General features: G+C 69.8%; 2 protein-coding genes. Both read right to left on the bottom strand.

The window, feature by feature from the left end; genetic code table 11:
- Positions 1-8,372, bottom strand: an 8,372-nt coding sequence (locus G3N96_RS27570) for a non-ribosomal peptide synthetase (RefSeq protein ID WP_206139157.1), incomplete at its 3' end; no start/stop codon positions are given.
- Positions 8,373-8,450: 78 nt separating this feature from the next.
- Positions 8,451-17,513 (bottom strand): non-ribosomal peptide synthetase, encoded by a 9,063-nt coding sequence (locus tag G3N96_RS27565; RefSeq protein ID WP_241022846.1) that lies wholly within the window; start codon positions 17,511-17,513, stop codon positions 8,451-8,453.
- Positions 17,514-17,549: the final 36 nt, after the last annotated feature.

Raw genomic sequence — 17,549 nt, 5'->3', positions numbered from 1 at the left:
ATCGCCGGCCCGGCCGCCTCGCGCGGCGCGCCCGGCTGGCCGTCGGCGGCCGGCGGGTCGGCGAGCTGGCCGGTCAGCTGGTCCGGGTGCTCGGCGAATCGCTCGAGCAACGTGCGGAGGGTGTCGAGCATCTGCCGCACGACATCTGGCGCGACGCGGTGCGCATCGTGCGAAATATGGAAGCCGATGCGCGCGTCCGGGTGCACGGTCAGGGTCAGCGGGTAGTTCGATTCCGCGAACGCGCGGGTGTCGAGGATCTCGAGGTCGTCCGGCCCGAGCTCGGGGGCGGCGGCAACCGGGAAGTTCTCGAAGACCAGCAGGCTGTCGAACAGGCTGTCGCGGGCGGGCAGTTCGCTCCACGACTGGATGTCGACCAGCGAGCTGTACGAGTGCGGCTCCATCGCTGCCTGCGCGGCGTGAACCTCGGCCAGCCATTCGGTGAAGGGCCGCTCCGGCGCGATACGCAGGCGCAGCGGCAGCGTGTTGATGAACAGCCCCACGATCGACTCGACGCCGTCGAGCAGCGGCGGCCGGCCGGATACGGTGACGCCGAAGACGACGTCGTCTGTTCCGGCGTGGCGCCGCAGCACCAACGCCCAGACCGCGCGGATCAGCACGTTGAGGGTGACGCGATGCGCACGCGTGAGCACGTGCAGCCGCGTGGTCAGCGCCTCGTCCAGCAGGAATTGCTGGGTCCGGCGCTTGTCCTCCCGCGCGGCGTCGCCGGTCGTCTGCCGGGCCGGGCTGGCCGCGATCGGCGTGGCGGCACGGAAGCCGGCCAGCTCGGCGCGCCACCAGGCTTCGTCGGCGGCGCGCGGATGACGCGCGAGCCAGTCGATGTACGCGCGGTATCCGGGCGCCGACGCCGCGACCGCGGGCAGGCCGGTGCGCGCGAGCGACAGGTAGTCGGCGAACACCTCCTTCATCAGGGTCGCGGTGCTCCAGCCGTCGAGGATGATGTGGTGCGCGCTCCAGCAGAAGCGGTGGCGCGTGTCGGTTTCCTGGATCAGCGTGCAGCGGAACAGCGGCGCCCGCTGCAGATCGAAGCCGCGCTTCCGGTCGTCGGCGAGGAATGCATCGACGTCCTGCGCGCGGCCGGACGCGTCGCGGTGCCGCCAGTCAACGAACGTCCATGGCAGGTCGACCGTGTGCAGCACGGTCTGGACGGGCTGCTCGCGATCGGCCCACGCGAACGCGGTGCGCAGCACGGCATGGCGCGTGAGCGCATGGGCCCACGCCTGCCGGAGCGCCGGCACCTGGAGCGGGCCGCTGACGACGAAGCTGAACTGCTGGAAATAGGCGGCGGGATCGAGGTCGTACAGCGAATGGAACAGGATGCCCTGCTGCAGCGACGAGAGCGGGTAGCTGTCGTCGATGTCGTCCGCCGCGGTGTCGGGGACCGACGCCGCGAAGTCGAGCAACCGGTCCCTGAAGTGCGCGGCCAGGTTCTCGACCGTCTGCCGCCGGTGGAGCCGCTCGCCGTAGCGCCAGTCCACCTGAAGCTTGCCGTCGACGACGGCGGCGACGATCTCGAACGCGTGCGTGCGCTGCGACCGCCCGGCGCGCAGCGAACCGAGGTCTTCGGTCGCCGGGCGCCAGCCGTCGGATTGCTTCAACACGGTATCGAGCTGCCCGTGATAGTTGAAGAGGATATCGGCCTGCGGCAACGCGGCGAGACTGTCGCGCACGGCGGCGTCGGGGCTCAGGTAGCGCAGCAGCGCATAACCGAGACCGTCGGCCGGAATCCGGCGCAGCTGCTGCCGCGCGGCACGCAGCGCCTGCTCCGGCGTGTGCATCGCGTCGGCGTCGAGCACGACGGGGTAGATGGACGTGAACCAGCCCACCGTCCGGGTGAGGTCGAGCGGCGCATCGGACACGTGGCGGCCGTGACTCTCGAGATCGATCCGCGTGCGGGCGTTGCCCGTGACCATGCTGCAGGCTTGCGCGAGCGCGATGAGCAGGACATCGTTGATGCGGGTGTCGTAGGCCCGTGGCAGCCGGCGCAGCAACGCGGTGGTATCGGCTTCGTCCAGTTCGAATGAAACGGACGACGCGTCGCCGACCGCGTTGTTGGGCGCACCTGCGGCCGGATAGTCAAGCGGGATCGGCTCGACGGGTTGCGCGAGGAGCGCGTGCCACAGTCGCGCTTCGTCGCCGATGGCCGGCGACCGGGCCAATTGCTGCAGATGCAGCGCCCATTCACGGAACGACGTCGTCTTCGCGGGTAACGGCTGGCCGTGGTAGGCGGCATGCAGGTCCTCGAGGAGCACGCGCCACGACACGCCGTCCACCGCCAGGTGATGAATCGACACGAACAGGCGGGCGAGCGGCTCGCCGGCCACGCAGAAGAGCCGGGCCGCCAGCAACGGGCCATGCGTGATGTCGATGCCGCGCTCCGCGTCAGCGGCGGCGGCGCGCATCGCCGCCAGGCGCTCGCCGGCGTCGCCGGCAATCCCCTGCTTCTCGAAGCGCGCCGGCATCTCGCCGCCGGCGACGACGTGCTGGGTCCAGCGGCCCGCATCGTGCGAGAAACGCAGTCGCAACGCGTCGTGATGTTCGTAGACTTGCCGGAACGCGTCGGCGAGCCGCGACGCGTCGAGATCCGCCGGCACCTGGATCAGGACCGTCTGATTGAAGTGCGACGGCGCGTCGATCTCCTGCTCGAAGAACCAGTGCTGCACCGGCGTGAGCGGCGCGTCGCCCAGCGGGCTCAAGGTCGGCGCGCAGGCGGCCCGCTCCTCGGGCGCGGCGGCCAGCTGCGCGATCGTCTGATGCTGGAACAGCTGCTTCGCCGTCACGCGCAGCCCCGCCTGATTGGCGCGCGCGATCACCTGGATGCTCAGGATGGAGTCGCCGCCGAGTTCGAAGAAATTGTCGTGGATGCCGACGGAAGGCAGCTGCAGCACGTCTTGCCAGATCGACGCCAGCAGGATTTCCCGGGGCGTGACGGCGGGCGCGTGCGGCTGGGCCGCGTCGACCCCGTCGGCCGGGGCGGGCAGCGCCTTGCGGTTGATCTTGCCGTTGGGCAGCATCGGCAACGATGCAAGGGCGACGAACTGCGACGGCACCATGTAGTCGGCGAGCTTGCCGCTCAGATAACCGCGCAGATCGGCGATGTCCGGCGCGGCGGTCGCGACATAGGCGATCAGGAACGTTCGGGCTCCTTCGGTTTTCGCGATCACGACGCAGTCGTCGACCGACGGATGCGTGCGCAGCGCGGCCTCGATTTCACCGGGTTCGATGCGCAGGCCGCGCAGCTTGATCTGGTGATCGATGCGGCCGAGGAACTCGATGTTGCCGTCGGGCCGGTAGCGCGCGAGATCGCCGGTACGGTAGAGGCGCGCGTGCGGGTCGGCGGAGAACGGATCGGCGATGAACTTCCCGGCACTCAGTTCAGGTTCACCGTGGTAGCCGCACCCGACCGGCGTGCCGCCGATCAGCAGTTCTCCGGGCACGCCGATCGGCGTGGGCTGCATCTGCGCGTCCACGATGTAGAGGCGGGTGTTGGCGATGGGCCGGCCGATCGGGACGATGCGGTGCGGATCGTCGCGGCGGCATTCCCACGCGGTCACGTCGACGGCGGCCTCGGTCGGGCCGTAGAGGTTGTACAGCCTGACGTCGAGGCGCTCGAGGCAACGCTGCTGCAGGTCGTGGGGCAACGCCTCGCCGCTGCACACGACGCGGCGCAGCGATGCGCAGTGCGCGTCGAGGTCCGGATGATCGAGGAACGCACGCAGCATCGACGGCACGAAATGGAGCGTGGTGATGCGTTCGCGCTCGATGAGGTCGACCAGATAGTCGGTCTCGCGCTGGCCGCCGGGGCGGGCGAACACGAGGCGCGCACCGGTGACGAGCGGCCAGAAGAGTTCCCAGACCGAGACGTCGAAGCTGAACGGGGTCTTCTGCAGCACGGTATCGTCAGCGCCGAGCGCGTAGGCGTGCTGCATCCAGAGGATGCGGTTGGTGATCGCGCGATGGGTGTTGAGTGCGCCCTTGGGCCGGCCGGTCGAACCGGACGTGTAGATCATGTAGGCGAGGTTGTCGCCGTTGAGCGCGGGCGCGGGGTTGGACGTCGCTGCGTTATCGACATCGAGCGAGTCGGTATCGACGACGATCACGTGTGCGTCGGTCCCGGGCAGCGCGTCGCGCAGATGCTGCTGGGTGAGGAGCCAGCGCAACTGCGCGTGGTCGATCATGAAGCGCACGCGCTCGGCGGGGTAGTCGGGGTCGACGGGGACGTAGGCGCCGCCGGCCTTGAGGACCGCGAGCAATGCGACGCTCATGTCGAGGGAGCGCTCCATCGCGACGCCGACGAGCGCATCGGGGCCGACGCCGAGCGCGATGAGGTGGTGGGCGAGGCGGTTGGCGCGCAGGTTGAGTTCGGCGTAGGTGAGCGCGGCGTCATCGAAGACAACCGCGACGGCATCCGGCGTGCGCTCGACCTGCTGTTCGAACAGGCGATGCAGCGGTTGCGCGGCGGCGTCGCCGAAATCCGTGTCGGTACGGTTCCACTCGACCGTCACCAGGTTCCGCTCCGTATCGCTCGTCAACGGCAGCGCGCCGAGCGGCGCATCCGGATCGGCGATCACGGCATCGACGAGCGTGCGGAAGTGTTCCGCCATGCGATCGATCGTGGCGGCGTCGAACAGGTCCAGGTTGTATTCCAGCGAGCCCGCGAGGCCGTCGTCGGCATCCTGCACATGCAGCGTGAGGTCGAACTTCGCGGTGTGGGTCTCGACCGACACCGGCGTGGCCACGAGACCGGGGAAGCTCACCGCCTGGGACGGCGCTTTCTCGTACGCGAACACGACCTGGAACACCGGCGTGCGGCTCAGGTTGCGCTCGAGCGCGAGCGAATCCACCACCTGCTCGAATGGAATCTCCTGGCGGCTGTAGCCGTCGAGCGCGACGCGCTTCACGCGCGCCAGCAGTTCGCCGAAGGTCGGATTGCCGGACAGGTCCACGCGCAGCGCGAGCATGTTCGCGAAGAAGCCGATCAGCGGCTCGGTCATGCTCGAACGCCGGTTGGCGATCGGCGAGCCGATGACGAGGTCCTGCTGGTTGCTGTATCGCGACAGGAGCAGCGCATACGCGGCGAGCACGACCATGAACGTGCTGGTGCCGGACGCGCGGGCAATCGCGCGCAGGCCGTCGGCGCGTGCGCCGCTCAGCTGGAACGGCAGCACCGCGCCGCGGAACTGCTGGATGGCGGGCCGCGGGCGGTCGGTGGGCAGCTCGATCAGGTCCGGCGCATCGGCCAGCGCGGCGCTCAGGAGCGCCAGTTCCCGGCGCGTGTCGGCGGACGCCAGGCGTTCGTGCTGCCACACGGCGTAGTCCGCGTACTGCACAGCCAGTTCCGGCAGCGACTCGCCGGCATAGAGCGCGGCCAGCTCGCCGATCAGGATGCCTGACGACCATGCATCGGAAACGATGTGATGCATCACGATGCCGAAGACGTGGAGGCGCTCATGCACGCGATACAGCACGACGCGATAGAGCGGCCCGACGGCGAGATCGAACGGGCGGTCGGCTTCCTCCGCGAGCCGCGCGAGCGTGTCGGATTCGCTGGCGACGTCGACGACGTCGAGCGCGACCGGCGCCGGCGGCGCGATGCGTTGAACCCCGCGGCCGTCGACGGCGGGAAACGTCGTGCGCAGGATCTCGTGACGCCGGCTGATTTCGGACACGGCTGCCTGCAGGCGCGCGAGGTCCAGTTCGCCGTCGAAGCGCAGCGCGCTCGAGATGTTGTAGGTGGCCGACGGGCCTTCCAGTTGCGCGAGGAACCACAGCCGCTGCTGCGGAAAGGACAGCGGCAGGTCGTTCGCGCGCGAGCGGGGCAGGATGGCGCCGGCCGTCGAACCGGCGTGCGGCGACGACGCTTCGATCAGGTCGGACACCGCGCTGATGGTCTGGAGTTCGAAGATCGCATCGATGCCGATCTCGACGGAGAAGCTGCCCCAGATCCGCGAGACCAGCTGCATGGCTTGCAGCGAATCGCCGCCGTAGTCGAAGAAGCGGCCGGTGAGATCGACGGCCGGATGGTCGAGCACGTCGCGCCAGATACGCACCAGCTCGAGCTGAATCGGCGTGGCGTCGAGCGCGGCGGCGTCGAGACGGGCGGCGTCGGGCGCCGTGGCCGGCTCCAGCGCCAGCAGCGCCGGGCGATCCAGCTTGCCGTTGGCGTTGAGCGGGAATTCGGCGATCGGGATGATGTCGGACGGGACCATGTAGTCCGGCAGCTTCCCGGCCAGATAGGCCCGCAGGTCCGGCACGCTGAGGTTCGCGGCGCCCTTCACATAGGCCGCGAGCTTGCGCACCCCGTGGGCGGATTCGCGCAGCATGACCGCTGCGCCGACGACATCCTCGTGCGCGGCGATCGCGGCCTCGATCTCGCCGAGTTCGACCCGGTGCCCGCGGATCTTGACCTGGTGGTCGATGCGCCCGTAGCACTGGATCCGTCCGTCGGGCAGCCACCGGCCGATGTCGCCGGTGCGATAGAGGCGCGCTTCGCCGGGGAACGGATGCTCGACGAATTTCGCGGCGGTGACGTCGGGCCGCTGGTGGTAGCCGCGCGCGAGGCCCGCGCCGGCGACGCAGATTTCCCCGGGCACGCCGAGCGGAACCGGCCGCAGCGCGTCGTCGAGCATGTACACGCGGGTGTCGGCGATGGGCCGGCCGATCAGCACCGTCGAGGGCGCGTCCTCGACGCGCTCGACGATGCAGCCGACCGTCGCCTCGGTGGGGCCGTACTCGTTGTAGATCTCGATCGCGGGATCGATCTTGCGCAGCGTGGCGATGTGCTGGGGCGTCAGTTCCTCGCCGCCGACGATCACCTTGCGCACGCCGGAGCGTGCCAGGTTCATGTATTCCAGCAGATGAATGTGGGTGGGCGTGAGCTTGAGGGTGTCGACGCCGCTGCCGGGCTGGAACATCCGGGCCAGGATGGTGTCGATGCTTTCCGACTGCGGATAGATGCGCAGCGTCTTGCCGCGCACCAGCGGGCAGAAGACGTTGGTGAGCGTGAAATCGAAGCAGAGCGAGCTGTACAGCCCGAAGCTGCCGGTCGTGCTTTCCGGGAAGTAATACGCGGCGGCCCACCCGATGTAGTGGGCCAGGTTCCGGTGCTCGAGCAGGCAGCCTTTGGGTTTCCCGGTCGAGCCGGACGTGTAGAGCACGTAGGCGAGGTGCGCCGGTTCGGCACGGTGCGGCGGGTTGTCGGGCAGCGGCGTCCAGCCGGGGAGTTCCTGGTCCAGCAGCAGCGTCACGCCGGAGAATTCATACCACTGCGCGAGCTGATTCGACTGGGTCACCAGCAGCGACAGGCCGGTGTCGCCGAGGATGTGATTGATCCGCTCGGCCGGATACGCCGGGTCCAGCGGAACGAACGCCGCCCCCGCCTTCAGGATGCCGAGAATCGCGACGATCATCCATTCGGAACGGTCGAGCATGATGCCGACCAGCGATTCCGGCCCGACGCCGTGGTGCTCGCGCAAGTGATGCGCGAGGCTGTTGGCCCGCGCGTTCAGGTCGGCGTAGGTCATCAGCGCACTGTCGGTGACCAGGGCCGGCGCCGTCGGCGTGCGGGCGACCTGCGCTTCGAACATGGCGACGACCGTCGGGTGGCTGGGGCCGGCCGTCGCGGTTTCGTTGAAGGCGCTCAGCAACGGGCCCTCTTCCGGCGGGGCCGATTCGATGTCGCCGACGGCCGTGTCGAGGGGTTCGAAGGCCGCCAGCACCGCGGCGAGGCTGCCGGCGAAGCCGTCGATGATGAAGGGCTCGATCGCCGCGCTGTAACGAAGCTCGATTTCGCCGCGCGCGAGCCGCAGATGCAACTGCAGATCGTCGTCCCGGCCGGTTGGTGCGTCGTGCACCCGGTCGTCCGCGAGCGTGACTTTCGTGAGCTGCGCGAGCGCCAGGTCCTTTTCGTTGCGCACGAGCGTTTCCAGCGGGAAGTGAGGCTCGGCGTAGCTGTCTTCCACGATCCCGGCCACGCGCGACAGGTAGTCCTCGACGCGCTCGTCGGGACGGACCTCGATGATCAGCGGCACGGTGGCGGCCCGGGCCGGCGGATGCGCGGCCAGCGCCGGCGTGCCGAGCACCGTGACCGGAATCCGGAAGTATTTCCAGAGCAGGAACGCAATGCCCGCCGCCGTGACGGCGAACTCGGCAAGCTCGCCGTCGCCGATGCGCCGCAACAGGTCGAGCGACGCGGGCGTGAGCCGCACCGTGCGGGACAGCTGGCGACCCGGTTGCTGATTCGGGGCGTACGCCGCGATCCGGTAGACACCGGCGACCCGGGACAGGCTTTCGCGCCAGAAACGCGCGGTGGAGGCATAGCGATGGTCGGTGACCAGCACGTTATTGTCTTGCACAGGACACTCCTTGAAACGTTTTGTTCACCTGAAACAACCCGAAGCGGCGTGCGCCGCTCGAACGCCGGACGATCCGCATCACGTCTTCTCCTCGAGCGCGTCGTCGGCCGTGACCTCGGGCGCGCGCTTCAGGCGCAGGCCGACCCGGGCCCGTGGGCCGGCGGCGGGGGCCGGGGCCTCGCCGGAGAGCGGGATGCGATCGACCGGCGTGGCCGGGTCGCGGCGGAAGACGTCGTGGATCGCGAGCAGTCGATCGCGCATCGCGGCGATGGTCGACGGGCGGAACAGGTGGGTGTTGTAGATGAACTGGATCAGGTGCCGGCCTTCGCTTTCCACGACCTGGAAGGACAGGTCGAACTTGGCCGTCGTGTCCGCCGGCGAAATGTCCGTGATGCGCAGGCCGGGCTGCGGGGCCGGCATCGACACGTGGTTCACCTGAATGTCGAAGATCGGAAAATGGCCCGCCGGGGTGCGGATCTTCAGGTCTTCCAGCAACACGTCGAACGGATAGGACGCGTGCTCCAGCGCTTGCGCGGAGGCTGTCGCCACGCCGTCGATCACCTCCGCGACGGTCGTGGAGGACCGCACCGGCACGCGCAGCACGACGGTGTTGAGGTACACGCCGATCTGCGATTCGAGCGGCTCGCTGTCGCGCCCGGCCGACACGCTGCCGATGACGATGTCCTCACGCCCCGTATAACGGTGCATCAGCACGCAGAACGACGCCAGCAGCACCGCGTAGAGCGACGTATGGTGCGCGCGGGCCAGCGCGGCGAGTTCCGCCGCGTGCGGCGCCGGCAGTTCGACTTCGAGCGTCTGCCCGGCATGACCGGGCCGCTCGGGCCGCGGGAAGTCGGTTGCCGGTTGCAGGCGGGGCAGCGGCGGCGCCAGTTGCGCGAGCCAGTACGCGCGATGCGCGGCGGCACGCGGACCCGCGAGGCTCGCGTTGTGCCACGCGGCGTAGTCGCGGTACTGGATCGACAGCGGCGGCAGGTCGTGTCCCGCATACAGCGCATGCAGGTCGTCGGTCAGCACGCGGATCGACCACGCATCCGAGATCACGTGGTGCATGTTCAGCAGCAGCAGGTGCTTCACCGGCGAGAGTCGCACCAGCGTGACGCGAAACAGCGGCCCCGACGCGAGATCGAACGGCTGCTCGCTTGCCGCGCGAATCAGCGCGTCGATCGCCTGCGGCCCGGCATCGTCCGCGAGATCGTGCTGCTCGACCCGGAAGCCGGCGGCTTCGCGGCTGAGGATGCGTTGCCGCAACTCGCCTTCGATCATCGCGAACACGGTGCGCAGGCTCTCGTGGCGATCGACCAGCAGGTCGAACGCACGGACGAGGCGCGCCGTGTCGACGGCGCCGTCCAGCTGCAGCGCGCCCGCCATGTTGTACGTGGACGGATCCGCGCCGCGGCTGGCGAGCCAGATCCGCTTCTGTGCGCGGGACACCGCGTAGGACGGTTGCGCGGCCAGCGCCGGGATGAACGCGTCGGCGTCGGCAGCGCCGTCGGCGGGCAGGGCAGCCAGCTTCCGCGCGAGCGCGCGCGGCGTCGGCGCATGGAAGACGTCGGCGACCGTGACGTCCCGTTTCAGCTCGCGCCGGATCCGGCTGACCAGCTGGATCGCCTTGAGGCTTTGGCCGCCCTGCTCGAAGAAATCGGCGTCGACGCCGCTCGGCCGGCGGCCGAGCACCTCGGCGAAGAGGCGCAGCAGCGCCGCTTCGACCGGCGTGCGCGGGTCGGCCGGCACGCCGTCGGGCACCGACGCGGCATCGGGGAGCGGCAGCGCGGCGCGGTTGATCTTGCCGTTCGGCATGACGGGCAGCGCCGGCAGCAGCATCACGGTGTCGGGCACCATATGCGCCGGCAGGGTATCGCGCAGTGCATCGCGCACGCGTTGGGGCGTCCAGCCGGTTCCCGACGCGTAGGCGCACAGGGTCATTTCGGCATCCGACGTTTCGCGGGCGACCACGACGGCGTGGGAGATGCCCGCGAGACCGGTCAGCGCGGCTTCGATTTCCCCGAGCTCGATGCGATAGCCACGGATCTTGACCTGGAAGTCGCGGCGGCCGAAGAAGTGGAGCGTGTCGTCCGCGTCGAAGCAGCCGACGTCGCCGGTGCGATACAGGCGCGCGCCCGGTTCCGGACTGAACGGATCGTCGCGGAACACCGCCCGCGTGCGGGCTTCGTCGAACAGGTAGCCGCGCCCGACGCCGACGCCGCCGATGCAGATCTCGCCCTTGACGCCGGCCGGGCACGGATTCATGTCGGCGTCCACGACGTAGAGGCGCAGGTTCTCGATCGGCCGGCCGATCGGAATCGCCGGCCGATCCGGCGCGCGCGTCAGGCTGTAATGCGCGACGGAGTCCGACGCTTCGGTCGGCCCGTATGCGTTGATGAGCCGCACCGCCGGATTCAGGCGGAACCACGCTTGCGCGGTGGCGGGCTGCAGCGTTTCGCCGATCGTCAGCAGCGTGTCGAGGTGCGGGAAGGCCGGTGCCGCGTGCCGTTCCAGTTCGCCGAGAAAGGTCGCGAGATAGGACGGCACGAATTGCATCGCCGTGACGCGGTCGCGGTGCAGGCTGTCGATCAGGCGCGCGGGCTCGAGGATCACGGCATCGGGATAGATCACCGTCGTGCCGCCCGACGCCAGCGCCGCGAAGCACTGCCAGACCGAAATATCGGAGCAGTGCGAAGCGGTCTGGGCAACCGCGCTCCGTGCGCCGAGCCCGACCCGGCGCGCCATCGCGAGCACGTGATTGAGCATGCCGCGATGTTCGACCATCGCGCCTTTCGGCTGGCCGGTCGAACCCGACGTGAAGATCACGTATGCGAGGTCCGCGGGCCGGCAGCGGGGCGTCGTTGCTTCGTCATCCTGATGGGCGGGCAGGCGGGCGGGATCGACCAGCGGGATCGACGCCAGCGCCGGCGGCGGCCGGCAGTCGGTGCCGACGATGAGGGCAGGCCGGGCCAGCGTCAGGAGAGTCTCGACCCGTTGGGCCGGATAGGCCGGATCGACCGGAACGTACGCCGCGCCGCACTTCCAGATCGCCAGGATCGTTTCCAGCATCAGCGGCGAGCGCGGCATCCAGACGGCGATCCGGTCGTCCGGCTGCAGCGGCGCCGTCCGCAGAAGCTGCGCGGCGATCCGGTTCGCGCCGTCGACGAGCGCCCGATAGGTGCGAACCTCCGTGCCGCAGCGCACCGCGATGCGCTCCGGATGCGCGGCGGCGACGGCCTCGATCAGTTCGGGCAGCGTCCGGTCGGCCGGAACCGGCGCGGAGGTGTCGTTCCAGCCGCGCAGGAGGGCGTCCCGCTCGGCGGCGGTGAGCAGCGCAACGCTGCGGTTCGGGCGATCTTCCGCGTCGGCCAGGCCGGTGAGCAGGGTCTCGACATGGCGCAGCAGGCGGACGATCGTGTCGCGATCGAACCGGCCGTCGTCGTACAGCACCTGCAACGACAGGCGCTTGCCCGGCGTCACGACCAGCGTCAGCGGGTAATTGTTCGGATCGGACACCTGGAAGGCGCCGATCCGCAGGCCGGGCAGCGCATCGGCCAGCGCTTCTTCCACCGGATAGTTCTGGAAGATCAGCAGGCTGTCGAAGAGCGGCACGCCGGGCGGCAGGCCGGCGAATTTCTGGAGGTCGGCCAATGGATAGTGCGCATAGTCCTCCTGTTGCGCGAGATCCAGCTGCAATTGCGCCAGCCACGCGGACGTCGGGCGCGCGTCGATGCGCACCCGCACCGGCAGCGTGTTGATGAACAGCCCGACCATTTCGTCCGACGCCGGCAGCGACGCCGGACGACCGGACACGATCGTGCCGAACACGACGTCCGCTTCGCCGCTGTAGCGGCTCAGCAGCTGCGCCCACGCGCCCTGCGCGAGCGTGTTCAGGGTGAGTCGACGGGTTTGCGCGAACGCGACGAGCCGTTGCGTGTCGCTTTCGGAGAGCAGCAGCGCCTCTTCCACGTAGGCGCCCGGCGCGGCCGTGCCGTCGAGTTCGGGGCGGCCCAGCACGAGCGGCGTCGTCGCCGGGAAATCGGCCAGCCTGGTTTTCCAGAAACGTTCCGCGGCGGCGGCGTCCTGGCGTGCCAGCCAGCGCACGTAAGCGGCGAAGGCGGGCGGCGCGTCCCGCTGCGGCGCGCCTTCGGCCGGCGGCGCCTGATAGGCGGCGGCCACTTCGCTCAGGAGGCGGGCGGAGCTCCATCCGTCGAGCAGGATGTGGTGATGGCTCCAGTGGAAGCGCCACGCGTGCTCGCCGACGCGGAACAGCGCGAGCCGCATCAGCGGCGCGCGGGCAAAGTCGAAGCCGCGCGCCCGGTCCTGCGCCACGTAGGCGTCCCAGCGCTGTTCGGCCTCCGCGGCGGACGCCGCGCGCAGATCCTCTTCATGCCACGGCAAGTCGACACGGCGATGCACGACCTGCACGGGGCTTTCGATGTCTTCCCAGTGAAACGCGGTGCGCAGGATGTCGTGCCGGTGCGCCACGGACTCCCACGCGCGGCGGAACCGTTCGACGTCGAGCGCCCCGTCGATCCGGAAATTCAGGCTGCTGAAGTACGCATCCGACGCGGGTTCGTACAGGCTGTGGAACAGCATGCCCTGCTGGGTCGGCGTCAGCGGGTAGACGTCGGCGACGTCGTCCGGCCTCACCGACGCCGGTGCCTGCGGCAAGCCGGTCGCGGGCCGGGTCGAGGCGGACGGGACCGCATGGCCGGCGACCAGTGTTTCGAGCGCCGCGATGTAGGCGTGCGCGACGCGCAGGATGGTGTCCGCGTCGTGGCAGGCCCGGCTGAATTCCCACGCTACGTGCAGGCGGTTGCCGGTCACGTACGCGTTGATGTCGAGCAGGTGCTCGCGCCGCTGGGTCGCGTGGCGGCCGTCTCCGCTCGGCTCCGCAGCCTGTTTCCAGTCGCGTGCGGCGGTGAACAGCTGGTCGGTCTGACCCAGGTAGTTGAACTGCAGTCGCGGCCGCGGAAGCGGGCCGTCGAGCCGGTCTTGCAGCAGGCCGCAGGTGATGCCCGCATTCGGCACCGCGCGCAGTCGTGCCTTGACCGATGCGACCAGGCCGGCCGGATCGTGCGAACCGGTATCGACCGTCAGCAGGACCGGGAACACCGACGTGAACCAGCCCACCGTGCGCGAGATGTCGAGCGCGTCGATCAGTTCCTCGCGCCCGTGCGCTTCGAGATCCAGCAGGACGTCGGCGCATCCGCTCCAGTCGCTGACGGCCCGCGCGAGCGCGGCGAGCAGCACGTCGTTGATCTGCGCGTCGTAGGCGCGGGGCGCGGCGCCCAGCAACGCCGTCGTCGCGGCTTCGCCGAGCTCGACCACGATCGTTTCGGCGGACGACACGGTATTGGCGTCGGCAGGCGCATCGCGATCGAGCGGCAGGCCGGGCAGGCCGGGCAGCGCGGCGCGCGCGAGGGCCTGCCAATGGGCGAGGTCGGCGTCGGCGGCGCCGGATTCGGCCCAGGTCGAGATCGCCCGGGTCCAGTCGGTCCAGGTGGCGCTGCCGCCCGCGAATTCGGGCGCCTTGCCATGGCGCAGGCGGGTATAGGCGTCGTACACGGTTTCGAGCAGCGCGCCCCACGACACGCCGTCGATCACCAGATGATGGGCGACCAGCAGCAGGCGGAGCGAACGGCCTGCGTCCAGGCGGAACAGGTCGGCGCGCACGACGGGGCCTTCCGCGAGATTCAGGCTCGCATGCGCTTGCGCGACGTGCTGCGCGAGCTGATCGCGCGCCATGTCGGACACGACGACGGGGATTTCCGGATCGTCGACGACTTCCTGGATCCAGCCGGACTCGCCTGCGCGAAAGCGCAGCCGTAGCGCGTCATGCCACTTGACCGCGTGCCGCAGCGCCTGGCGCAGCAGGCCCGGATCGAGGTCGGCCGGCACGTCGAGCAGGACCGCCTGGTTGTACTGGTTGGGGTCGTCCCGGTGCTGCGCAAAGAAACGCTTCTGGATGGGCGTCAGCGGCAGCGGGCCGGACGACGCGACGAACGCCGTCGCGCCGACGGTGCCGCGCGTGGCCACGGCGGCGAGTTCGGCCACCGTCGGATGCTGGAAGATGAGCCGGGTGGTGAGCTTCAGCCCCGCCTTCGCGGCCAGCGACACGATGCGCATGCTCAGGATCGAATCGCCGCCCAGCGCGAACAGGTTGTCGTGGATGCCGGGCGACGGAATGCCCAGCGCCTCGCCCCAGATGCGGCACAGCAGGGTCTCGGTGGGCGTGCGCGGCGGCGTCGGCGCGTGCGCGGTGGCGGCCAGTCGCGCGCGGTCCAGCGGCGGCAGCGCCTTGCGGTCGATCTTGCCGTTGCCGCTCAGCGGCAGCGCGTCGAGCACCACGTAGATGCCGGGCACCATGTAGTCGGGCAGCGTGGCGGACAACGCGGCGGCCATCGCGGCGTCGCTCAGCGACGCGCCGTCGCGGAACGCGACATACGCGCACAGCGCGGCGCGGCCGGCCTCGTCGCGATAGTCGAGCGCGGCCGCCTGGCGGATGTCCGGAATGGCGGCCAGCGCGTTGTCGATCTCCCCGAGCTCGATGCGGTAGCCGCGGATCTTCAGCTGGTGGTCCTGGCGGCCGTGGAGCACGATCGTTCCATCGGGCAGGTAGCAGCCGATGTCGCGGGTGCGGTACAGGCGGGCCCCGCGCGCCGGATGGAACGGATCCTCGACGAACGCCTCCCGCGTGGCGGCCTCGTCGTTCAGATAGCCGCGGCCGACGGCGACGCCGGACACGCACAGCTCGCCGGGAATCCCGATCGGGCACAGGTTCATCTGCGGGTCGACGACGTACAGGCGCACGTTGCGGATCGGCTTGCCGACCGGGACGTAAGGCGTGGTTGGCGCGCACGTCATGCGGTGCTGCGCGACGTCGTCGGACGCTTCGGCCGGGCCGTACGCGTTCACCAGCGGAATGTCCGGGAATACGTCGAACCACTGTTTCACCAGGGCCGGGCTGACCATCTCGCCGGTGACGAGCAGGTGCCGCAGGTGCCGCATCAGCGCCGGCTGTTCCGATGCACGGTCGAGCACGGCGGACAGATAGGACGGCACCAGTTCGAGGATGCTGATCCGCGTGGTGTCCAGGTACGCGACGAAACGCGCGGGATCGCGAATGCAGTCGTCGTCGACGATCACGGTCTTGCCGCCGACGAGCGGCGCCGTGAAAAATTGCCAGACCGAAATATCGAAGCAATGCGGCGCGGTTTGCGCGATCACCGAATGCGCCGAGATCGAGAACTCGTCGATCTCGGCGAGCATGTGATTCAGCATGCCGGCGTGCTCGACCATCGCCCCTTTGGGCTTGCCGGTGGAGCCGGACGTGTAGATCACGTACGCGAGGCTGTCGGGCGACACGGGGCGGCCGGGATTGGTGTCGTCGTCGATATCGGTGACGGCGTCGAGCGCCACGACCGGCGCGATCCCGGCCAGCTCCGGGGGCAGGAGGCCGTCGCAGGTGATCACGAGGGCGGCGCCGGAATCCTCGAGGATGGTGCGGATGCGTGCCGCCGGATAGTCGGGGTCGATCGGAATATAGGCGGCGCCGCACTTCCAGACGGCGAGGATCGCCTCCATCAGCTGGGCGGACCGGTGCATGCAGATCGCGACCAGCGCGTCCGGCCCCAGCTCGGCGGCGGCCAGCAGGCGGTGCGCGATGCGGTTGGCGCGCGCGTTCAGTTCGCCCGCGCTCAGGACGCCATCGCGGGTCTCGACCGCCGGCCGCTCGGGGTGGTCCGCGGCGGCCTGCTCCAGGCGATGCACCACGGTGAGCGCGGCGTCGAACGGCACGGCGGTGTCGTTGAATGTCTCCAGCAACTGCCGGCGTTCGGCCTCGGGCAAGATCGGCACGCGGCCGAGCAGCCGGCTCGGCTCGGCCGCGAACGCGTCGAGCGTCGCCGCCACGTGGCCCAGCATCCGCTGCATCGTGTCTTCATCGAAGCGTCGCGGGTCGAACGACAGTTCCATCTTCCAGTCGTCGCGCGCCGTCACCACGAATTCGAGCGGAATGTCGGCGCGGTTGTAGAGCTGCACCTCGTCGACCGCCAGCCCGTGCGCGCCATGCGTGAGCGACGCGTCGAGCGGGTAGTTCATGAACGTGATGTTGCTCTCGAACAGCGGCGTCGACGGCGGGACTTCGCTGCAGCGCTGAATGTCGGGCAACGGGGTGTGCTCGAACGGCGCGCGGGCGGCCACGCGCGCCTGGATCATCTTCAGCCACGGCACCAGCGGCTGCCTCGGGTCGACCCGCACCCGCACCGGCACCGTATTGATGAACAGGCCGAGCATGGTTTCGATCCCCGGCAGAGGGGCGCCGCGTCCGGACACGACGGCGCCGAACACCACGTCGGTCTCCCCGCTGTAACGCGACAGCACGAGCGCCCAGGCCGCTTGCGCGAGCGTATTGAGGGTGACGTGATGGCGGGCCGCGAATTGCCGCAGGCGCGCGCTCAGGTCGGCCGACAGGTCGGCCTGCACTTGCGCGAGGCCCTGGCCGAAGCGTTCGTCAGCGCCCGCGCGCGCGGCCGTGGGCAGCGGGGTCGGCGAGCGGAACCCTTCGAGATAGCGCGTCCAGTATTGCTGCGCGGCGTGCGGCTCGTGCTGCTGCAGCCACTGGATGTAGTCGCGATAGGGGCGCACCGGCGGGAGCGCCGGCGGCACGCCGCGCGCGAGCGCGCCGTACACCTGGAAAATCTCCTCGATGACGAGCGACAGGCACCAGCCATCGGCCAGGATGTGATGGTGGCTCCAGCTGAACAGGTAGGCGTCGGCGGCGACGCGCGCCAGGCGACAGCGCACGAGCGGCGCGCGATCGAGCGCGAAGCCCTCGGCCAGGTCGCTTTCGAGGTGCGCTTGCCACCGCGTGCGCTGCTCGTGTTCCGGCAGGTCGCGCCAGTCGTCCTGCATCCACGGCAGCGTGGCGTGCGCGTGCACGACCTGCATCGGCGTGTCGAACGCCTCCCAATGGAACGACGTGCGCATCACCGGATGCCGATCGATGAGCTGCTGCCATGCGGCATGAAACCGCGCGGTGTCGAGGCTGCCGGTGATCCGGCAGCTGAGCTGGTTGAAGCTGCTTCTCGCGCCGGGCTCGTGCACGGCATGAAAGAGCATCCCCGCCTGCATCGGGGAGAGCGCGTAGATATCGGCGATGGTCGGGGA

Origin of the sequence: Burkholderia sp. Se-20373 (genome assembly GCF_017104705.1) — a bacterium.
Lineage (GTDB): Bacteria > Pseudomonadota > Gammaproteobacteria > Burkholderiales > Burkholderiaceae > Burkholderia.
Note: the sequence above shows the minus strand (reverse complement) of the source record. Positions and strands in the feature narration are given on the sequence as shown.